A 20,376-nucleotide genomic window follows, 5' to 3' on the forward strand; every position below is an offset into this window, starting at 1 on the left:
GATTTCTGGAAAGCCTTTGCCTCAAGGGGAGGTTTTTTATGAGATCCATGTTGGTATGGAAACGGATTTTGGGAACCGTGTTAATCGCAACCTGTCTGGTATTGCCCGGCAATGAAGTTTACGGTCACAAAGAACCGGTCCAGCATAAGAAATGGCAGTCCACACCTGTTTTAGCTCCACGCGAAGAGCAGGTTATTACGACCATGACGGTCACAGCAACAGGATATACAGCAGGCTATGAATCGACTGGCAAACGGCCAAGTCATCCCGGTTACGGTATTACGTATTCCGGTGTAAAAGTGCGTCGTGACAAGAACACACTGTCTACGATTGCGGCTGATCCCAAAACGTTTCCTTTGGGAAGCATATTGTACATTCCTGGTTATGGATACGGGATTGTAGCAGATACAGGTTCTGCGATTAAGGGCAATAAAATTGATTTGTATTTTAAAACAACCCGGCAGGTGTATTCTGAATGGGGCAAGAAAGATGTGGATGTTCAAATTATAAAAAAAGGGAACGGAAAATGTACGGAAAAAATGGTGAAATCGCTCCAAAAGGCGATAGAAACGCATAAAACCATTCCGACCGCGACACTGGATGCTTCCATATAATCCTTGAATATTGTTTTTTCCAACATCACATACTATGTTGCGGGATGAGTTTATCCCACAAAACATACTGGGAGGTTGAGAATTATGCCAAATCAAGGCGGAAGTTCTTTCACGAACAAAGGCTTCAATGCAAGCACAGGAAATCAGTTCAAAGCGGAATTTGCACAAGACAATACGGTAGGTGTTGTTTCACAAAAGGTAAAGCAGTCTGAACAAAATAAAATTCAAGACAACTTCCAAACACCAAATGAGAAGTATGATGAAGAATTTGCAACAGATCAAGGCGGTACAGGTGCAGTAGCGCAAAAAGTTCAAAACTCTAGTCGCAACAAAATTCAAAACAATGCTCAAACACCGAACGAAAAGTTCGACGAAAACTTTAACACGAAATAAAAAAGCATATACAACCGATAATGCTCCGGATTATATCCGGGGCATTTCGTTTTGAGTAAAAGGGTTAGGTTCAAATAGGTCTAAGGTTTTATCTCCTTTTTAATTGTTTTTAAGGTGGAATTAAGGTTTAAAGTGCAAAATAAAGTCAGTTAAACAACACCACCTTGAAGCATAGGGTTTGGGAGGAGATATACAATGGACGAATTTAAAAATAATAACTCCGGACGTCGGAACGACAACGATCAGGTTGATACCGATAACGCAACTCGGCAAAACGATTCGAACGGTTCCTCATATTATTATTCTTACGGCCCTTTTTCTTCAGTTCAATCGGACGGACAACGTAAGGAAGGGCAGTCGGTGGAAAAGGATGTTGAGATTACGCCACCGCAGGCAGTGAGACCTCTTCCTCCCTCATACCATCGTGCTATGCCTGAGCAACAGGATGGTTCGGGTCGGAATGGCGGCAACTGGCAATTCAAACCGAATAAGCCCAAGTCGCAGGTGAAAACAATTTTCTTATCTTTTTTGGCCGGGATGCTGGTCATTACGGTATTGATGTATACAGCTGACCGAACAAATATGTTCACACCCGAGACGGCGTTGACTTCGGCGGCAGCTGAAAGCGGAGAAACGACTAATTCAGGAACAACTAGTTCGACTCCAAGCGCAGTTCCGGCTGTGATGCCTTCAGGTACCGCTGATGTTCAATCTGTTGTGGCCAAGGCTGGACCGGCAGTCGTCAAAATCGAAACGCTTGCCAAACAAACCAGTGGCAGCAGCGGCAGACAAAGCAGCCCTTATTACAATGACCCGCTGTATCAATACTTTTTCGGTAATCAGTATGGTGACAGTGGCAGCAGCGGTAATAGTAATGAAAATGAAGGTGGCAACAGCGGGCAGCTGACTCCGCTTGGTATTGGTTCCGGTTTTATTTTTGATAAATCGGGTTACGTCCTAACCAACAACCATGTTGTTGAAGGCGCGAGTGTGGTTCAGGTTACAGTAGAGGGAACTAACAAGCCATACGAAGCCAAAGTCTTGGGCAAAAATGCTGATCTTGATTTGGCGGTACTTAAAATTGAAGGCAAAAATAACTTTCCGACAGTAACTTTGGGTGACTCTGATAACGCTAAAGTCGGCGAGTGGATGGTCGCAATTGGCAACCCTGAAGGCTTTGAGCATTCGGTAACAGCCGGGGTGCTAAGTGCGAAAGAACGTACAATCACCATTAATAGTGAATCGACTGGAAAACCAACGCAATACAAGCATCTCATTCAGACGGATGCGTCCATTAACCCAGGCAACTCTGGCGGACCGCTGTTAAATCTGCAAGGGCAGGTTATCGGTATGAACGTAGCTGTTAGTGCAGACGCACAGGGAATCGGGTTTGCGATTCCGTCCAATACGATTTTGGAAGTTGTCGATAAACTGAAAAATAACCAGCCTATCCCAAAAGAACCTGTACCTTTCATTGGTGCAAGTCTGTTAAATTTGAGTCCTGAAGTAGCCAAAGAACTGGGTACATCCCTGACTGAAGGCTCGGTAGTACGGGATATTATATACAAATCACCAGCTTATCAGGCCGATCTGCGTCCTTACGATGTGATTATTGGAGCCAATGGCACGCCTTATAGCACATCACAAGAGCTGATCCAGTTCATTCAAAAACAAAAAGTGGGTACAGCACTGACGCTTAACATCGAACGAGCTGGGCAGAAAAAAGATGTTCAGCTGAAAATTGGCAACAAAAATGACTTTAGCTCGACGCTCCAGCAATAAGATGATAAATCCACAAAAATGAACATGTGCATGCAAGAAACGGAAGGAAGATCCCTTCCGTTTCTTGCTGTATGAAGCAGCCAGATGCTACACGCGTCTACTCCTGCTACAATAGAAGGAAAAGAAGAGATAAAGGAGTTCGATCGTGTATGCGTTCTACTATTCTGATCATTGATGACGATGAAAAAATTGTTTCCATGCTGCGTAGAGGGCTGGCATTTGAAGGCTATGAAGTGCTGACAGCCGCCAATGGAGCAGAGGGATTAAATAAAATGTTGACAGCTGAGCCTGATGTGGTCGTACTGGATGTAATGATGCCGCAGGTCGATGGTTTTGAGGTTTGCCGTCGCATGCGGGAGGGGGGGAGCACGGTACCTGTCCTGATGCTTACAGCCAAGGATGAGGTTGAGAATCGGGTTAAGGGCTTGGATCTAGGGGCCGATGATTATCTCGTCAAGCCGTTTGCTCTGGAGGAGTTGCTGGCACGAGTGCGAGCGCTTTTGCGGCGTAAAACCGAACAACAGGGCAATAACGGAAATAGGCTTACCTTTGAGGATTTACAACTGGATAACGAATCCCGTGAAGTGGTTCGTGGCGGCAAACGCTTGGAACTGACGGCCAAAGAATTTGAACTGCTTCATTTGTTCATGCAAAACCCGAAGCGTGTTCTGTCGCGTGATCTGATTATGGACAAAATTTGGGGCTATGACTATAGCGGAGAATCGAATGTACTCGAAGTATATATTGCCATGCTACGACAAAAAACGGAGCAGGATGGCGGTAAACGTCTCATCCGTACAATTCGGGGAGCTGGCTATATTTTAAGAGGTGATGTGTAATATGTCTATTCGGTGGCGGCTGACAGCTTGGTATTCGAGCATCTTGGCTATAGTGCTTGTCATTTTTGGTCTGGCTATTTACGGACTGGTTTATTATTACACATACAATGAAGTAAAAAGTCAGCTTACGACTCAGGCGCCACGGATTAACAAGCAGCTACTGCTTACAATTAAAGGGGGATTATTTGAAGTCCCCAATCTGGATTTGGGCTTAGTGCAAGAACGTGGAATTGATGATTCACAGCTATATGTACAAATTTACAATTATACATCAGGTGTTACCAAAACCACCCAAAACATGAAAGACCTCAATATCACCTTCCCTGTTCCATCTACAGCGACAGGAGCAGTTCAAAATGAGGGAATTCGGCGTGTGAACGTAAATGGGGATTCCTTTATGATTTACCAACAGCCCATTAAGTCCGAGGAGTTGGGCTTGGTAGTCGGGTTGCTACAGGTAGGACAATTCACGGGCTCTCAGGATCGACTCATGAACAGGTTACAAAATGTGCTTGTATATGGTTCGTTGTTTGCATTACTTGCTGCTGCGACTTCAGGTCTCTTTCTGGCTCGCAAGTCTATGAAGCCGCTGGTCAAGGTAATTGAGGGGGCAAATCAGATTCAATCCAGTAATGATTTGAGTGTTCGGATTGAATATGACGGACCACCAGATGAAATTGGACAATTAATCGGGACAGTTAACAACATGCTGGGGCGTACGGAGGTGTTTTACAAGGAGTTGGAAGATGCGTACGGTGCACAGCGCCGTTTTGTGGCTGATGCTTCCCATGAGCTTCGTACGCCGCTAACGACGATCCGTGGCAACGTTGATTTTTTGCTCAAAATGTGGACTACCGAACCAGGAGAGCGACCGAATATGGATGAAGAGATGATTCGTGAGCTTTCTATGGAGGCATTAAATGACATGGCGGATGAAGGCAAACGGATGAGCCGTTTGGTGAGTGATATGTTGTCACTCGCGAGAGCGGACACAGGGAAAACGTTCGATAAGACTCCCGTTGCGCTGGAACCACTTGTAAGTGAGGTTGCCCGTCGTGCTCAGTTTTTAGAGCGAACGGCCGAATGGAATGTGGGAGATTTTTCGTTGTTGAATGGTATTTATATGGATGGGAGCAAGGATTATTTACAGCAAATGCTATTCATTTTCATTGATAATGCATTCAAATACACACCTGAAGGTACGGTCCGATTTGATGCCATTGTTTATCAAGGACAGGTGGGGCTACGGATTAGTGATACGGGCATTGGAATGGACAAGAGTGAGGTTCCCTTTATTTTTGATCGCTTTTACCGGGCAGATGAGTCACGCGGGGTGACAGAGGGAATTGGGTTGGGGCTATCTATTGCCAAGTGGATTATTGATGAACATCACGGGTCTGTGGAAGTGGTTACGCGTCAAGGAGAAGGAACGACATTTGTCATCTGGCTTCCGGTCAGCTTTTCCGCGCCTTTGGAATAGGCTATAATAGGAAGGCAACTACATCATAGAATTGGCCGGTAAAGGCTTGGATGCCCACAGCTACCGAGTTGTCGGAGCTGTATACTGTGTCGAAGAAAGTGGGGACTCATTTTGGAAGTACTCAGAATTTCGCCCCGGGGTTACTGCTACGGCGTAGTCGATGCCATGGTATTGGCTCGTCAGGCAGCCAGAAATCTGGACTTACCCCGGCCTATTTATATATTGGGCATGATCGTGCATAACAGTCATGTCACCAATTCCTTTGAAGACGAAGGGATTATTACACTGGACGGCCCGAACCGTATGGAGATTTTAAACCAGGTAGAGAGCGGCACTGTTATCTTTACTGCTCATGGCGTATCACCAGAGGTTCGCAAGCTGGCACGAGACAAGGGGCTGACTACGGTAGACGCGACTTGCCCTGACGTCACCAAAACGCATGATCTGATTCGGGAAAAGTCTGCCGAAGGCTATCAGATTGTTTATATTGGCAAAAAGAATCATCCAGAGCCGGAGGGAGCTATCGGTATTGCTCCTGACCATGTTCATCTGATTGAAAAGGAAGAAGAGATCGACAGTCTTACGTTGCCAGCTGGCAAAATCCTTATCACGAATCAGACGACCATGAGCCAATGGGACATCAAGCACATTATGAAGAAGCTGCTGGAGAAGTTCCCGGGTGCTGAGATACACAATGAAATCTGTTTGGCGACGCAGGTACGTCAGGAAGCGGTAGCTGAGCAGGCTGGACAGGCGGATCTGGTGATCGTTGTCGGTGATCCACGCAGTAACAATTCAAACCGTTTGGCTCAGGTGTCGGAGGAAATTGCTGGTACAACTGCTTATCGTATTTCTGATGTAACCGAGCTGAAGAGAGAGTGGCTTGAGGGCGTAGCCAAAGTGGCTGTGACTTCTGGGGCTTCAACGCCGACGCTGATTACCAAAGAGGTTATTACGTATTTGGAGCAGTATGATGCGGCTAACCCGGATACGTGGGAGATTCAGCGAACCGTAGATATGAAAAAACTGCTGCCTCCTGTACGAGAGAAGTCAAAAACGACGAAATAGTATGCAATTGATTACAGCCGTTATTCGGATACAACTATCTGGATAGCGGCTTTTCAATTGTTTGAATTTATAGATATTATCCGGTAAGCCTCACTAAGTTTGAATATTGAATAATTCGGGATAATTAAACCTTGACGAGTATAGCTAAAACAGGTATAGTTGCTTTAACGAATAAAAGCTTAAAAGCGAACAAGCGTCTAAGTGTCATAATATCAATCTATTATTGGTTAATAAAATATGTTTCATAGAGAGGAAGAAAAAAATGATCGTTATCGCCGGTGTTCAAACACCTGAAGAGCATATTCAAGCTATTGTTGAAGTTATTGAGAATGAAGGATTGCAGGCTCATGTATCAAGGGGATCGGATCGCACGATCATCGGACTGATCGGTAGCGTAGAGCCCAAGCTGGCTGAACATCTGCGCCAAATGAAAGGCGTAGAAAATGTGGTTAAAATATCGAAGTCCTATAAATTAGCCAGCCGTGATTTTCATCCCGAAAATACGGTTATCTCCATTAAAGGTGTAAATATCGGCGGGGGCGAGCTTGTTATTATGGGTGGACCATGTGCCGTTGAGTCTGCTGCACAGATAGATGAAATTGCCGGATTGGTCAAAGCAGCAGGTGCGCAAGTTCTCCGTGGAGGTGCTTTTAAGCCGCGTACAGGGCCTTACAGCTTCCAAGGAACTGGTGTAGAAGGTTTGATTATGATGGCTGAGGCCGGCCAAAAGCACGACCTTCTGACCATCACAGAGGTCATGACACCTGAATACGTAGACATTTGTGCGGAATATGCCGATATCCTGCAAGTAGGTACGCGTAATATGCAAAACTTTGATCTGCTGCGCAAGTTGGGCACTTGCGGCAAGCCAGTGTTGCTCAAACGCGGTTTTAGCTCGACTTATGACGAGTTTTTGAATGCTGCCGAGTACATCCTGGCAGGTGGCAATCCGAATGTTATGCTGTGTGAGCGCGGTATCCGCACATTTGAAACCTACACCAGAAATACACTCGATTTGTCTGCGATCCCTGTGTTGCAACAATTGAGCCATTTGCCAGTTATTTCTGATCCTAGCCATGGCACGGGTAGACGTGAATTGGTTGTTCCTATGACGAAGGCTTCGGTCGCTGCCGGAGCGGACGGACTAATTATTGAAATGCATACAGATCCCGACAACTCGATGACGGGCGATGGCGTACAATCCCTGTTCCCAGATCAATTTTCAGATTTGCTGAAAGATTTGGAAATATTGGCTCCTGCTGTGGGGAAAACATTTCACACGCCTAGTACCATTGCCTAAAACCAATGTTTAACATTAATGCATAAAAGTTTTGCTGCAACGCAGTAATGAGATTTAAATTGCCTAAAAGCCCGATGTTTCGGGCTTTTTGTGCTATCCAAATGTTATCAAGGGCGTAAGCATATCTAACATTAGTTTAAAAAATACCTTACATAGCTATTGACCCGTGTCATGTTTGAGATTTATAATGACGACAGAAAAAAACATTCGATCATGAACATTTCAGGGTTGTATAAGACTTAATGTTCGGAAAAATTGGGAGGAAGAAGACATGTCCGTTGAAAACGTATTGAAAACAATTCAGGAAAATAATATTGAGTGGGTAGATTTTCGTTTTGTAGATTTGTCTGGTCGTGCTCACCATATTTCATTGCCAGCTTCCGAAGTAGATGCAGAAACATTTGTTAACGGTGTTGCTTTCGACGGTTCTTCCATTCCCGGCTATCGTGGCATCGAGGAATCCGACATGGTTATGCTGCCCGATCCAGAAGCGGTTTTTATTGACCCTTTCACTCAGCATCCTACACTGAATATTCTGTGTGACATTGCTACGCCAGATGGCGAAAAATACGACCGCGATCCTCGCGGCATTGCAAAAAAAGCTGAGGAATTTCTGCAATCCGCAGGAGTCGGCACAGCAGCATTTTTTGCACCTGAGTCCGAGTTTTTTATCTTTGATGATGTTCGCTACGAAAGCGGCATGAATAGCTCCTCCTTCTTCGTGGATTCCGAGGAAGCAGCTTGGAACACGAACCGTAAGGAAGAAGGCGGCAACCTGGGCTTTAAAGTGGGAGTGAAGGGCGGATATGTACCTGTAGCGCCAGTAGACACCCAACAAGATATCCGTAGTGAAATGTGCCGTTTGCTTGAAGAAGCAGGTCTGAGAATTGAGCGCCATCACCATGAGGTAGCTACGGCAGGCCAAGCGGAAATCAACTTCCGTTTTGACACACTCAAGAAAACAGCAGATAACCTGCTCGTTTATAAATACATTGTACACAACACAGCTCGTCAATATGGTAAAGTAGCAACATTCATGCCGAAACCAATCTTCGGAGACAACGGAAGTGGTATGCACGTTCACCAATCCATTTTCGATGGCGACACTCCTTTGTTCTACGAAAAAGGTGCTTATGCTAATCTGAGCGAAATGGCTCTTCATTACATTGGTGGTATTCTGTACCATGCACCTGCGTTGATCGCTTTGACAAATCCAAGCACAAACTCATTCAAACGTCTCGTTCCAGGCTACGAAGCACCAGTTAACTTGGTATTCTCCAAAGGTAACCGTTCTGCAGCTGTACGTATTCCAGTAGCGGCTGTTACTCCAAAAGGCTGTCGGATCGAGTTCCGTACACCAGACTCCACTGCTAACCCTTACCTTGCCTTCTCAGCGATGCTGATGGCGGGTCTGGATGGTATCAAGCGCAAATTGAACCCAATCGAATTGGGCTATGGTCCACTTGACACTAACATCTACGAACTGTCTGACGCTGAAAAAGGTAAAATCCGTAGTGTACCTGGTTCATTGGATGAGGCTCTGGATGCTCTGGAAGCTGACTACGAATTCTTGACTGAAGGCGGCGTATTTACGAAGGACTTTATTGATAACTATGTAGAGTTCAAACGTTCTGAAGCTAAATCGGTGAACATCCGTGTTCATCCACACGAATACAGCCTGTATTTTGACTGCTAAACATAGCTGCTTTGAGTAACAAGCATTAGCTTACGGGTAACAGTTGTTATTCAAGATAGGTCTCCGGTCTTAAGCCGGGGACCTTTTAATATTAAAATGAAAATCACAGAATAAAGATGTTAAATATGTTAACATTCACAACTTTGTCACATCATAAATGAAATTAAAAACATTTTTATACAAGTCTTGAACGCATTTATGAATACTGCTATCATAGCGATAATATCCACACCAGAGTAGAGAAGGGATGGGAAATTGTTGAGTAAGAGAGCCTACAATTTTAATGCGGGACCAGCGGCATTGCCGCTCAAAGTACTGGAACGTGTACAAGCTGAATTCGTAGATTTCCAGGGAACAGGGATGTCGATCATGGAGATGTCCCACCGTGGAGCTGTGTATGAATCTGTTCATAATGAGGCGCAGCAACGCTTGTTGTCTCTGCTGGGCAATCCACAAGGCTACAAGGTGTTATTCTTACAAGGGGGCGCAAGTACGCAGTTTGCAATGCTGCCTTTAAATTTCTTGCGCGAAGGACAGACTGGAAGCTATGTAATGACAGGTAGCTGGTCGGACAAGGCATATAAAGAAGCCAAGCTACTGGGCAAGGCTCATATTGCTGCATCCTCCGCTGATGAGAAGTACATGCGTCTTCCGAATGTGGATTCCTTGGACTTGCCTGAGAATACTGCTTATGTGCATATGACGTCCAACGAAACGATTGAAGGTACACAATTTAAGCAATTCCCGGATACGGGTTCCGTACCATTGATTGTGGACATGTCCAGTGATATTTTTTGCAAGCCTTTTGATGTTACTCAATTTGGATTGATTTATGCTGGCGCACAAAAAAATCTGGGACCTTCTGGTGTGACGGTCGTGATTGCCCGTGAAGAGTTGCTGGCTTCCTCACCGGACAATATTCCTACGATGTTGCGTTATAGCACATATGAAAAAAATAACTCTCTCTACAATACTCCCCCATCCTTTGCCATATACATGGTGAATGAAGTGCTGAAATGGATTCAGGAAGAAGGCGGTTTGGAAGGTATTGAGCGTGTGAACCAGCAGAAGGCTGCTTTGCTATACGACCGTATTGACAGTAGCGAAGGCTTCTATCGTGGTTGTGTGGACAGCGCTGATCGCTCTATCATGAATGTAACCTTCCGCCTCGCGAATGAGGATCTGGAAAAACAATTTATTAAGGAATCCGAACAGGCCGGGTTCATCGGACTGAAGGGACATCGCAGTGTAGGAGGGCTTCGCGCTTCGATCTACAATGCTGTTCCATTGGAGAACTGTCAAGCATTAGCCGAGTTTATGGACGGATTCAAGCAACGTAACAGTTGATTACGTCGACATATATTTCGATACACGATATTTGAAATCGAAAAAGTAAATGTAGAGCCTTCCCTGAATGTGTATAGGGGAAGGCTTTTAGTGGTGTGGGTTGAAATTTTTGTCGTTTGATGTTCATATCTGTCTGATTTTGTTAAAATAAAAGAATGTGTATGTTTTCAATGTATACACTTTGGTTAAACTGTAGGTTATTTGTCTGATGAATTTAATGATGAAGGGAACGAAACGAGATGCCATTACATATTGTGCTTGTCGAGCCGGAAATCCCGGCTAACACAGGGAATATTGCCAGAACGTGTGCTGCAACCGGAACTCATCTGCATCTGGTGAAGCCACTCGGCTTCCGTACCGACGATGCCACGTTAAAACGCGCCGGACTTGACTATTGGTACGCTGTCCACATTGAATATCACGAGTCTTTTGCTGAAGTGCAGGAGAAATACCAGGAAGGTCGCTTTTTTTATGCGACGACCAAAGCAAATCAGCGGTATAGTGATATTGCATTTCAGGATGGAGACTTTTTGGTATTTGGTAAGGAAACGAAAGGTTTGCCTCCTGAATTGTTAGCTGCTAATCCAGATACATGTATCAAGATGCCTATGTCTGATAAAGTAAGATCTCTAAACTTGTCGAATTCCGCTGCAATTATCGTATATGAAGCGCTGAGACAAATGGATTTTCCGGATTTATCATAAAGAGCATCAGGTGAACAAGTATAAATGCGAATAAAGAACCAGGACCTTAGTTGCTAATAAAAGTTTCACTTTTATTGCTCAAAAGTACATGACAGTGGAGCTTAAATCAAGCTTGTATGGTCAAAAATTTGCGAAATTTCTCAACTAGGGCTAATGATAATTGGCTTTACGGTCGATAAAAATATTATAGACATTCTGTACCATACTTTGATATGGTTCATGATTTTATGAAAAAATGTAATAAAATTTCCTGTGATCAGCAGGATTCGACAAAAAGACAGCGAATACTACATAAAGAATAGTGTCTTTGTACCTAGTTTTTCGCATGGTAAGAAATTGTAAGTTATTACTCAATAGGAGAGGTGTACGATCACGATGAAACCTGCCGGTGTGGTACGTAAAGTTGATCAGCTGGGGAGAATAGTTTTGCCTAAGTCACTGCGTAAAAGATATCAAATGAATGAGGGAGATCCTGTCGAAATTTTGGTTCAGGGTGACCACATTATTTTGGAGCGTTACCGTCCCAAATGTGTATTCTGCGGGTCAGTAGAACAAGTGAACGATTTCAAAGACCGTTATATTTGCGCTCAATGCCTGACAGAAATGACACAGTATTCCTCCTAAATGAGGCAAAAGCATCACGACATTCGTTCGTGATGCTTTTTTTCGGATAGAGCCGTGCGTCGGCAGCATATTTAATTTGGTAGCAGACTACACATAGCTATTTATAGAACAAAAAATGAGTAGGGACTGGGCGCAAATTACCATCTGACGGTTTGTTTACGACTCGACCGTTAAGTATAAGCGACGAGGAACCGCCTCCGTCCAAATTATAGGCATCTTGAACACCTAGATTGTACATTTTTCCTTGCAGTTCTTCGAGCGTCGCGCCCGAACCCCCGCTTTCATTGTAGCCGTCTACGACAATAATGAGCAACTGATCATCTTTATAGTTGCCAATGACCGTACGTGGGGCCCGCTTGGGGGAGACTTTCCATTTGTCAGGAATAGGCATTTTTTGTCCCTTTTGCAGCAGAACGGGAACGAAGGTAGCCCCAAAGGTAGGCTTTAAGCTGTCAAGAGCACCTTGACTGTAAAATTTGCCACCGATAAGCTTGCCATCGTTACTCAATCCGACGAAGGATAAATCCTTAAAACTGGACTGAAAGCCAGTAAGGTAGTGGCCATTCAAGACAGTAGTGCTTAATGGATAGCGTTTGCCGTCTCCATCCGCAAAGCCGCCTGCATTGATGCCTGCAATAGCTCCGTGTCTCAAGACTGCACGCATGGTGGTTTCGGAGCCACCCAATTTGTCACTTCCCAAAGACATTTTCATAGCAGTAGGATCTTTAAGTTTGATCTTCATAGCGTAGCCATGATAAATTCCCGGGTTTACCTTAAACAATTCAATAGTAATCCGGTTGCTATCTACCCGCTCATAGGGAACCCCCAGTTTGGCGGTGATGCGTCGATCATAGATGACCGCGGGCCGCTTGGACTGCGTAGAGGCAGTCACGACAAGCTGATTCATCGTTTGGGTCGTTTGCTTGTATAGCTCAGAAGTCCGGCGAATTGTAGATAAGGTGTACGTTGCCGTTTGCTTGGCTTCATCAAGCTGCTTGCCTACGGATTGCGTTTGTAGAGTGACTTCAGCTTTTTGCAGACTTGAAGAAGTAGACCCAGGAAAGCTCAATGAGGGATGCACTAACAAAATACACCCCAACAAACCGATAAAAGGAGCAAGGGCCAACATAAAGAACCGGTTCACTTGTTTTGCGTCTACATTCATTTTAGCAAGTCCATTTTTTTCTGAAGTGTATTGAGTTGCTGCTTGACTTCGTTTAATTGAGTATACAGTTTATTGCTGTTATCGGTCTTATTGTTTGCATTATCCTTCGTAAAGGTCAGTAGTTCATTGAAGGACTGGACTTTGCCTTGCAATCCGCTAACTTCCTTGGAAAGAGCAGTCAGTTGCTTTTCATAGTCAGATTTGAGTGCTTGAATCTGTTGGTCTGTATGGGTTTGCATCTCGTTTAGCATTTGCTGCTTCAAGTGATTGCTATACAGATAGGTTGCGAGAGCACCTAGTATAATAAGAATGAACCAAAATAGCAGAAAAGCCTTTACGGGTAACCCCTTTCTTGAATTGCTCCGCCGAGCTTCGGCAGGAGGGCGTTCAGGTGAAGCTTGCATACGATTTTCAACTCCCGTGTAAAGTCAAATTTCCAGTCATTATTTGCAGTACCAATTCTATCATGGGCCTATTTATTTCGCAAAAGCGAAATAGTCGTATAAAAATATTGGAAAAAGAGATTGCATCGGAAGGAAGTCCTAGGATACAATTTCCTTAAACGTTTTTCGCTTCCTATACGTTCACATTCGCGCAATTTCTACATATGCAATCACCAGTTTTAGGATTATTTTCGCTACTAACTATGTATTTTTTTGTAAAATCAGGAGGTTTAGATATGAGAAAAGTATGGCAGGTGGTCATCATAGATATCCATCCTACAAGTATGCTGGGAACAAAGCTTATTTTGGAAGACCAGCAGGATTTGCTTGTCAGAGGGATGTCTTCCTCCGGAACGGAAGGCTTGGAGCTGGCTTGCTCCATTCGACCGGAAATCATTTTAATGGACTACAGGTTGCCTGAGGGAACGGCGGAACCATTTTTGACACAAATGCGGGCCTTGTCTCCGGACAGCCATATTGTTATTATGACGGATGAGGATAATATTACTTTGTTTCAGCAGCTAATTTCGCTCGGAGCAAATGGAATGTTATCCAAACAGGCATCACCGAGCCAGTTAATCCATCTGATCAACGGTTTACGCGAAGGATTTGCTTCCTTGCCGATGGATTGGATTCGGTATGGAAACTGGCCCTTTATGCCGTTAATGGCATCCGAGCCTTTTGACGAATTGACACAAACCGAAGTGTTTATTATGGAACGTATTGTACAAGGAATTACATATGACAAAATTGCTATCGAGATCGAAGTTAGCCGGCGCTCCATTGATAATTATCTACGTAAAATTTATGCAAAATTAGGCGTGTCCAGCCGGGCGCAGGCGATTGAACGTTATGCCTTATATGCGCGTCAGAGGAAGCAGCTATATGCCTGATGCGTCAGCCCGGAGATCATGACCTATTTTTCAGGAGAAGGAGGATGTTCATGCAATATTCCTTTGCTTCACGAACGGCTGCGATGTTGGCTTCTCCAGTGCGTCATATCCGGGAAAATGCGAGAAGACACTCCTTTATATCTTTGGCTGAAGAATTACCTGCACAAGAGCTGTTTCCGGTGAAGTTGCTGGAAGAAGCGGCCCATGATGTGTTTGGCTCCGGCCCTGATGCCCTCCAGTATGGTGAACCGGAGGGCTATTTCCCTTTGCGAGCATGGCTTGCGGGTGAGTGGGAACAGCGTAAAGGAGTAAGAGTACCACCAGGTCAAATCCTTCTCACCACAGGCAGTCAGCAGGCCATTGACCTGATCATAAGACTGATGGTGGATGAGCGTGATCCGGTATTGGTCGAAAACCCTACATCTCCTGGATGTTTACAAGTGCTATCTATGCAGGGTGCGCAGGTCGTTCCTGTAGAATCAGATGGGGAAGGTGTCATTCCTGATAAGCTTGAAGCTTTAATGATCCGTTATCGACCCAAGCTTTTTTTTGCCACGCCAACGTTTACGAACCCGACGGGCTCCTTGTGGAGCGCGGCTAGGCGGCAGGAAATTTTGGATCTGTGCAGGCATCATGAGGTACTGGTAGTTGAGGATGATTCTTATGGTGAATTGCATTTGAAGCAAAAAAATGAGTCCCATGATAAGAGTCCGCATGGTCAGAGTCGAAAATTTGCAGAGACTTACCCCTCACTATTTGCGCTGGATCATGCGGGTCAGGGCGGTCAAGTGCTCTATATCGGTTCGTTCAATAAAACAGTTGCTCCGGCGCTGAGAACGGGTTGGGCTGCTGGTCCTGCGCCGCTGATTGAAGGAATGTACGCCTTGAAGCAGCTGGCTGATATGCAATCCAGTACGATGAACCAACGACTGTTGTTCCAATTGTTGACCAGCTCGCGTTTTCAATGGCACGAGCACTTAGCGATGCTGAATAAGGAATATTCGACTCGACTTCAATTAATCTTGGAGTTGCTCAAGCGTCCGTTTTGGAAAGACGTGACGTATCATATTCCGTCCGGTGGCATGTATGTATGGGTGCAGTTGCCCGAGGGGCTGGACAGCGCATTGCTACTAAAGGCGGCGTTACCCAAAGGTGTAGCCTTTATGCCTGGTGCGCTATGTGCGGTTGGCAGTGAAGGCGCGTCTCATATTCGCCTCAATTTTAGCCATCCGGGCCGTGAGCAATTGCTTATGGGCATGAATCTGATCGGTGAGACGATTAGTGAATTTACTGCGCGGAGCTAGCAAAAACCATCGCCCCATGTCAGTCATCCTCCGTTTCTGCAGCAATGGTGGAGTAAGTGATTGGCGCTTCCGCAATCTGGCGCTGTCCACTGTCCTCGTCAAGCTCTGCGTCCATTCCAGCGGTTGTTTTAATGCCATGTTCTTGCAGTACTGCCGCATACTCGCCCAAGGCAGCTTCGCCAAACGGAGTCAGTCGATAGCGGCCGCGGGATACGCGCTCAAACCAGCTGTAGTAGTTATGCTGAAGCACGGCAGCAGCTGTGCTGACGGCTGCTATGCGAGCGAGCTGCGCCGGAGCGGCTTCCCCCAAGCTCTGCAAGGCTGCCGCTACGCGCAGCGCTTTTTCCCGATAGGCAGTGACCAGCTTGCGTCGGGTGCTGCCGCCAGTATTGTGGTCACCGCTGCGTGCGTGAAATTCCCGCAGTAGCTTTTCCTTGCGCGAGCCCGGGCGTACCGCTGCTGCATTGCGGGCATTGTCGCTAGGTACCGCAGGCTTACACAGTACCTCAACGAGCGGCGGCTTCGTTTTGAAATGGGTGACGGTAAGCAAGCCAAGTCCTAACTGGCGGCACAGTCCGACCAGCTCGTTCCAGCGCTGATTCACGGCCCCTTTTTTGGCACGATTCCGTTCTACAGCCACATATACATTGCTGCTTAGTTTCAGACGCTGCATGCCTTGCAGCACAAGCGCCAGGTTAAACGTCTTTTTGATCTCCACAATCAGTGGTGTCTGTTGCCCTGGCTTGATACCCACCAAATCGCAGTTGCGCACCTCTCCTTTGACTTCATATCCCAAGCTCTCAAAAAAGGCTTTCACCGGAGCGTACAGCTCCGTCTCATGCCGAACCGCCATGACTTCTTCCGCTCCTTTATCCCATTATTCCGAGCTTATATTGTACCATAATGCGTCAGGTCCGCGTCGTTGTTGTATATTTTAGCACAGTATATCCCTTGGTTTTTTCGAAAAAGCAGAGAGACCTGTCACAAAAAATAGGTCAATTCTGAAATCAATCTGCATAGGTATGTATTACACTTTTTTTAAGGGGATTGCATCATATCCTGAAAGGCGTGACGAGTGTAGCCATAATCATCAGGAGTGGAGGATAGTCATTACGCAGTCATGGGAGGAACCGAGCATGAATATTTTTGAACGCGTTGCGGAGTACCGGGCGGAAAACAACCGTCTGGCCTGGAGCGGCACTTTTAGAGAGTATATTGAGATACTCAAGAAAGACCCGACGCCGGCGATGACAGCTCATGCACGGGTTTACAAGATGATTGAATCTTTTGGTGTAGAAGAGGTTGGGGGACATAAGCGATATAAATTTTTTGAGCAGGAGATCTTTGGACTGGACCGAGCGCTGGAAAAGTTGGTGGAGGAATATTTCCATTCCTCAGCCAGGCGACTCGATGTGCGCAAGCGTATCCTTCTTTTGATGGGACCTGTCAGTGGGGGAAAATCGACACTGGTCACGTTGCTAAAACGTGGCTTGGAGAAATTTTCGAGAACGGATCAGGGAGCCGTATACGCGATTGAAGGCTGCCCGATGCACGAGGACCCGCTTCATCTGATTCCCCATGAGCTGCGTCCCGATTTTGAAAAGGAGCTGGGTGTACGGATTGAAGGTAATCTCTGCCCATCCTGCCAGATGAGATTGCGCACAGAATTTGATGGCGATATTGAAAAGGTCCGCGTGGAGCGGGTGTTTATATCGGAAGAAAACCGGATTGGTATTGGTACGTTCAGCCCTTCTGATCCGAAGTCACAGGATATTGCTGATTTGACGGGCAGCATCGACTTTTCCACGATTACGGAGTATGGTTCGGAATCCGACCCGCGTGCGTATCGATTTGACGGAGAATTGAACAAAGCAAATCGTGGACTGATGGAGTTTCAGGAAATGCTGAAATGCGATGAGAAGTTTTTATGGAATTTGCTTTCTCTGACCCAAGAGGGGAATTTCAAGGCCGGGCGGTTTGCGCTCATCAGTGCAGATGAGATGATCGTGGCTCACACCAATGAATCCGAGTATAAAAGTTTCATTGCAAACAAAAAGAACGAGGCGTTGCAATCACGGATGATTGTAATGCCGATTCCTTATAACCTGAAGGTGTCTGAAGAAGAAAAGATTTACGCCAAGCTCATTAAACAAAGTGATATGAGACATATCCATATTGCGCCTCATGCGCTGCGAACGGCTGCCATTTTCTCCGTGCTTACCCGCTTGAAGGAGACGAAGAAACAGGGGATGGATCTGGTCAAAAAGATGCGCATGTATGACGGTGAAGAGGTCGAAGGATACAAGGAAGCCGATCTGAAAGAAATGCAAAGTGAGTTTCTGGAGGAAGGTATGTCCGGGGTAGACCCGCGGTATGTCATTAATCGCATTTCTAGTGCATTGATTAAGCAAAATGTGGAATCCATCAATGCCCTGGACATTTTACGAGCAATTAAGGATGGTCTGGATCAACATGCTTCCATCACAAAGGAAGAACGGGAGCGCTATCTGAATTTCATTTCCGTGGCTCGTAAGGAATATGACGAATTGGCGAAAAAAGAAGTGCAGAAGGCCTTTGTGTACTCTTTCGAGGAATCAGCCAAGACACTGTTTGACAACTATTTGGATAACATCGAAGCTTTTTGCAATTGGGCGAAAATTCGCGATCCGCTCACAGATGAGGAACTCGACCCGGATGAGCGGCTCATGCGCTCTATTGAGGAGCAAATCGGGGTATCGGAAAATGCGAAAAAGGCATTCCGTGAAGAAATATTAATCCGTATTTCTGCGTATTCTCGCAAGGGACGGAAGTTTGAGTATCATCATCATGATCGGCTGCGAGAAGCCATTGAGAAGAAGCTGTTCGCCGATTTGAAGGATATTGTGAAGATTACGACTTCAACCAAAACGCCTGATGCTAATCAGCTCAAACGGATGAATGAGGTGATTAAACGACTGATTGAGGAGCATGGCTACACAGGAGCCAGCGCTAACGATCTGTTGAGGTATGTAGGTAGCCTCCTGAATCGGTAAGACGAAATAATAAATAAGTACAGCATGGTGAAACTATGGATTGATCTGGATGGTGCCACACAGTTGTGAGGTTCCGATAAACGTGTTTCAGAGGGAATTCGGCAAGCACAGGGGGGGTCAGGTGCTGTCGAATTCTTTTTTTAGTATCATTAGGCAGCGGAGAGTGCCTGCAATATTGCTTCTTCGCAGGAACATACAGAGGAATTGGTACAGCATTTGAGTGACGAGATTAAGCATATTGAGCAGATGAGCGGTACAATCCGGGAACTGTCCGATCAGACTCATCTGCTGGGACTGAATGCGGCGATTGAGGCAGCCCATGCGTAGGAAGCAGGACGCGGGTTTCAAATTGTGGCACAGGAGGTGCGCAAGTTTGCATCTAATTCGAAGCAAGCACAGGAGCAAATTCAGCGCAAGGTGCTGGATTTGCTCCTGTGCTTGACAGTGTGCAATCCGAAACAGCTGCCACAACAGCAAGTGCCTGGCAACAGGCTTTCAGCTCAGAGGAATTGGCTTCGTTCACGAAGCTGATCGAAAACATGGTGAAGGAATTGGGAATGCTGCAGCACTCCTCGGAAATGTTAAAGGTGTAAGATGTGGCTTGAAGGCTATCCTTACGTTGGAGACTTCACTATTGTAACGATTCAGTCATAGACTTTTTCCATTCTATATGAGCCGCAAGTACTCTTTTCCATAACTCGTCCCGTTCCTGGTGACTGTAGTTAACGAGCGGCTCGCCAAATACATCTGCTAACACTTCCAGCCACTGCGATTTCTTATCCAGCTCTATTTTTTCCAAACCGTGTAGCCCGCGTTTTTTCCAAATACATCCTCTGAGTTCATTCGCCTCTAATGCTTGCCTTTGCCGAATCAGAAATAGGTTAAACCATGGAGATTCCGCTGAGCGGCTATAGAAATGATGTTTCGGCATGAATTCTTCCAAATCCTGAACAACTGCAGGGGCAAAATCAACGCCAACAAATGAAGCAAGCGAGTCATGCTCTAAGCGCCAACCTTTTGTAACAACCCCGGATTCCATGACTTTATAATGAAGAGGGGCCTGTTCATAAGTTCCCATACGGAGTGGAAGAGGCTCATATGGCATATCGCCCAGCCCGACATCAACAATCCATACTTCATCTTCATGATGCTCATTTAGCAAGTTCACTGTTAGTCCAAGATGAAATGAATTAATGCGTGGTTCAGCTCCCAGAGGTTGTACCCCGGCACGATGCAGAGAAACTTTGTACCCTAGTGAATATAGTAGTGCACTAAAGGCACCATTCAGATGAAAACAATAACCACTTCTCCCATGTAGAATGAGTTGAATAGATTCTTGAAAACCGATGGCTGCCGGCTTCCTTGCAAAAATGTCCAATGTTTGCCATGAAAGATGTTTTACATGGGCCTTATGCAGCTCAACTAAATAGGAAAGGGTAGGAGGCTGAATTTCAGGAATTCCGATTCTGTTTAAATAAGCTTTTATTTCTTCTTTTGTCATGGTGTACATGTACAATCACCTCTATTGTTGTTAGTTTCCCAAATTCCCTTCTCGAAACCATTGAGCATTGAGTCTTAGCATCATTGTAGAAGGGGGGGATGCTGTTTACAATGCTATAAATTTTTGGTTGTACCGGTACAGTTAGCAAGTCGATTGGCTTTAGCGGCATGCGCTTTTCCTGTAGTTGTTGT

At 45.6% G+C, this 20,376-nt stretch carries 19 protein-coding genes; 15 read left to right on the top strand and 4 right to left on the bottom strand.

Features of this window, described 5'->3' with window-relative positions; genetic code table 11:
- Positions 1 to 38 precede the first annotated feature (38 nt).
- The 11 genes from NSQ68_RS07595 to NSQ68_RS07645 all read left to right on the top strand — a co-directional run bounded on the left by NSQ68_RS07595 (position 39) and on the right by NSQ68_RS07645 (position 11,847).
- A complete protein-coding gene (locus NSQ68_RS07595) occupies positions 39 to 614 on the top strand; it encodes a 3D domain-containing protein (protein ID WP_013309429.1) in 576 nt (191 codons plus the stop codon).
- An 84-nt stretch (positions 615 to 698) separates the two neighbouring features.
- The gene (locus NSQ68_RS07600; RefSeq protein ID WP_029516507.1) at positions 699 to 1,007 is read left to right on the top strand and encodes a hypothetical protein; all 309 of its coding nucleotides are present in this window, start codon (positions 699 to 701) and stop codon (positions 1,005 to 1,007) included.
- A 195-nt stretch (positions 1,008 to 1,202) separates the two neighbouring features.
- Complete coding sequence (locus NSQ68_RS07605; RefSeq protein ID WP_342428466.1) at positions 1,203 to 2,789, top strand: trypsin-like peptidase domain-containing protein; 1,587 nt, start codon at positions 1,203 to 1,205, stop codon at positions 2,787 to 2,789.
- Between the two features lie 149 nt (positions 2,790 to 2,938).
- Positions 2,939 to 3,628, top strand: a complete 690-nt coding sequence (locus tag NSQ68_RS07610; protein ID WP_029516509.1) for a response regulator transcription factor — start codon at positions 2,939 to 2,941, stop codon at positions 3,626 to 3,628.
- Between the two features lies 1 nt (position 3,629).
- Positions 3,630 to 5,108 (top strand): HAMP domain-containing sensor histidine kinase, encoded by a 1,479-nt coding sequence (locus NSQ68_RS07615; RefSeq protein ID WP_342428467.1) that lies wholly within the window; start codon positions 3,630 to 3,632, stop codon positions 5,106 to 5,108.
- A 111-nt stretch (positions 5,109 to 5,219) separates the two neighbouring features.
- Positions 5,220 to 6,176, top strand: a complete 957-nt coding sequence (locus NSQ68_RS07620; RefSeq protein WP_342428468.1) for a 4-hydroxy-3-methylbut-2-enyl diphosphate reductase — start codon at positions 5,220 to 5,222, stop codon at positions 6,174 to 6,176.
- 262 nt (positions 6,177 to 6,438) lie between these two features.
- On the top strand, positions 6,439 to 7,476 hold the full coding sequence (aroF, locus tag NSQ68_RS07625) for a 3-deoxy-7-phosphoheptulonate synthase (protein WP_342428469.1): 1,038 nt from the start codon (positions 6,439 to 6,441) through the stop codon (positions 7,474 to 7,476).
- A 271-nt stretch (positions 7,477 to 7,747) separates the two neighbouring features.
- Positions 7,748 to 9,172 carry a type I glutamate--ammonia ligase gene (gene glnA / locus NSQ68_RS07630; RefSeq protein ID WP_071640069.1) on the top strand — a complete coding sequence of 475 codons (1,425 nt, stop codon included), beginning with the start codon at positions 7,748 to 7,750 and terminating at the stop codon, positions 9,170 to 9,172.
- 255 nt (positions 9,173 to 9,427) lie between these two features.
- A complete protein-coding gene (gene serC, locus NSQ68_RS07635) occupies positions 9,428 to 10,519 on the top strand; it encodes a 3-phosphoserine/phosphohydroxythreonine transaminase (protein WP_342428470.1) in 1,092 nt (363 codons plus the stop codon).
- Between the two features lie 239 nt (positions 10,520 to 10,758).
- Positions 10,759 to 11,223 (top strand): tRNA (uridine(34)/cytosine(34)/5-carboxymethylaminomethyluridine(34)-2'-O)-methyltransferase TrmL, encoded by a 465-nt coding sequence (trmL, locus tag NSQ68_RS07640; RefSeq protein ID WP_023987805.1) that lies wholly within the window; start codon positions 10,759 to 10,761, stop codon positions 11,221 to 11,223.
- Positions 11,224 to 11,598: 375 nt separating this feature from the next.
- On the top strand, positions 11,599 to 11,847 hold the full coding sequence (locus NSQ68_RS07645; protein WP_013309439.1) for an AbrB/MazE/SpoVT family DNA-binding domain-containing protein: 249 nt from the start codon (positions 11,599 to 11,601) through the stop codon (positions 11,845 to 11,847).
- Positions 11,848 to 11,944: 97 nt separating this feature from the next.
- Here NSQ68_RS07645 and NSQ68_RS07650 read toward each other — a convergent pair whose 3' ends face one another.
- The gene (locus tag NSQ68_RS07650) at positions 11,945 to 13,012 is read right to left on the bottom strand and encodes a phosphodiester glycosidase family protein (protein ID WP_342428471.1); all 1,068 of its coding nucleotides are present in this window, start codon (positions 13,010 to 13,012) and stop codon (positions 11,945 to 11,947) included.
- Entirely contained in the window at positions 13,009 to 13,416 is a 408-nt protein-coding gene (locus NSQ68_RS07655; RefSeq protein ID WP_013309441.1) for a hypothetical protein, read from the bottom strand. The genes NSQ68_RS07650 and NSQ68_RS07655 overlap by 4 nt, the downstream gene beginning before the upstream one ends.
- Positions 13,417 to 13,691: 275 nt before the next feature.
- On the opposite strand from NSQ68_RS07655, the gene NSQ68_RS07660 reads away from it, so the two are divergent.
- Positions 13,692 to 14,348: a response regulator transcription factor gene (locus NSQ68_RS07660; RefSeq protein WP_013309442.1), complete on the top strand. Its 657-nt coding sequence runs from the start codon at positions 13,692 to 13,694 to the stop codon at positions 14,346 to 14,348.
- A gap of 50 nt (positions 14,349 to 14,398) precedes the next feature.
- Positions 14,399 to 15,652, top strand: coding sequence for a PLP-dependent aminotransferase family protein (locus tag NSQ68_RS07665; RefSeq protein WP_340954908.1), 1,254 nt, complete (start codon positions 14,399 to 14,401; stop codon positions 15,650 to 15,652).
- 19 nt (positions 15,653 to 15,671) lie between these two features.
- Here NSQ68_RS07665 and NSQ68_RS07670 read toward each other — a convergent pair whose 3' ends face one another.
- Complete coding sequence (locus NSQ68_RS07670) at positions 15,672 to 16,505, bottom strand: DUF2161 family putative PD-(D/E)XK-type phosphodiesterase (RefSeq protein WP_342428472.1); 834 nt, start codon at positions 16,503 to 16,505, stop codon at positions 15,672 to 15,674.
- 283 nt (positions 16,506 to 16,788) lie between these two features.
- Here NSQ68_RS07670 and NSQ68_RS07675 point away from each other — a divergent pair, with 283 nt between their 5' ends.
- Together NSQ68_RS07675 and NSQ68_RS07680 are read left to right on the top strand one after the other, a co-directional pair.
- Positions 16,789 to 18,684: a PrkA family serine protein kinase gene (locus tag NSQ68_RS07675; RefSeq protein ID WP_029516521.1), complete on the top strand. Its 1,896-nt coding sequence runs from the start codon at positions 16,789 to 16,791 to the stop codon at positions 18,682 to 18,684.
- 434 nt (positions 18,685 to 19,118) lie between these two features.
- On the top strand, positions 19,119 to 19,277 hold the full coding sequence (locus tag NSQ68_RS07680; RefSeq protein WP_342428473.1) for a hypothetical protein: 159 nt from the start codon (positions 19,119 to 19,121) through the stop codon (positions 19,275 to 19,277).
- A 38-nt stretch (positions 19,278 to 19,315) separates the two neighbouring features.
- Here the strand turns inward: NSQ68_RS07680 and NSQ68_RS07685 are convergent, their stop codons facing one another.
- Positions 19,316 to 20,194, bottom strand: coding sequence for an arylamine N-acetyltransferase (locus NSQ68_RS07685; RefSeq protein WP_342428474.1), 879 nt, complete (start codon positions 20,192 to 20,194; stop codon positions 19,316 to 19,318).
- Positions 20,195 to 20,376: the final 182 nt, after the last annotated feature.

Source organism: Paenibacillus sp. FSL L8-0158 (assembly GCF_038592965.1).
GTDB lineage: Bacteria > Bacillota > Bacilli > Paenibacillales > Paenibacillaceae > Paenibacillus > Paenibacillus polymyxa_D.

Bases quoted from the DNA above. Each gene is read 5' to 3' on its own strand.
- NSQ68_RS07595 (WP_013309429.1), top strand. From the start codon at position 39: ATGAGATCCATGTTGGTATGGAAACGGATTTTGGGAACCGTGTTAATC.
- NSQ68_RS07600 (WP_029516507.1), top strand. From the start codon at position 699: ATGCCAAATCAAGGCGGAAGTTCTTTCACGAACAAAGGCTTCAATGCA.
- NSQ68_RS07605 (WP_342428466.1), top strand. From the start codon at position 1,203: ATGGACGAATTTAAAAATAATAACTCCGGACGTCGGAACGACAACGAT.
- NSQ68_RS07610 (WP_029516509.1), top strand. From the start codon at position 2,939: ATGCGTTCTACTATTCTGATCATTGATGACGATGAAAAAATTGTTTCC.
- NSQ68_RS07615 (WP_342428467.1), top strand. From the start codon at position 3,630: ATGTCTATTCGGTGGCGGCTGACAGCTTGGTATTCGAGCATCTTGGCT.
- aroF (WP_342428469.1), top strand. From the start codon at position 6,439: ATGATCGTTATCGCCGGTGTTCAAACACCTGAAGAGCATATTCAAGCT.
- glnA (WP_071640069.1), top strand. From the start codon at position 7,748: ATGTCCGTTGAAAACGTATTGAAAACAATTCAGGAAAATAATATTGAG.
- trmL (WP_023987805.1), top strand. From the start codon at position 10,759: ATGCCATTACATATTGTGCTTGTCGAGCCGGAAATCCCGGCTAACACA.
- NSQ68_RS07645 (WP_013309439.1), top strand. From the start codon at position 11,599: ATGAAACCTGCCGGTGTGGTACGTAAAGTTGATCAGCTGGGGAGAATA.
- NSQ68_RS07650 (WP_342428471.1), bottom strand. From the start codon at position 13,012: ATGAATGTAGACGCAAAACAAGTGAACCGGTTCTTTATGTTGGCCCTT.
- NSQ68_RS07655 (WP_013309441.1), bottom strand. From the start codon at position 13,416: ATGCAAGCTTCACCTGAACGCCCTCCTGCCGAAGCTCGGCGGAGCAAT.
- NSQ68_RS07660 (WP_013309442.1), top strand. From the start codon at position 13,692: ATGAGAAAAGTATGGCAGGTGGTCATCATAGATATCCATCCTACAAGT.
- NSQ68_RS07665 (WP_340954908.1), top strand. From the start codon at position 14,399: ATGCAATATTCCTTTGCTTCACGAACGGCTGCGATGTTGGCTTCTCCA.
- NSQ68_RS07670 (WP_342428472.1), bottom strand. From the start codon at position 16,505: ATGGCGGTTCGGCATGAGACGGAGCTGTACGCTCCGGTGAAAGCCTTT.
- NSQ68_RS07675 (WP_029516521.1), top strand. From the start codon at position 16,789: ATGAATATTTTTGAACGCGTTGCGGAGTACCGGGCGGAAAACAACCGT.
- NSQ68_RS07685 (WP_342428474.1), bottom strand. From the start codon at position 20,194: ATGTACACCATGACAAAAGAAGAAATAAAAGCTTATTTAAACAGAATC.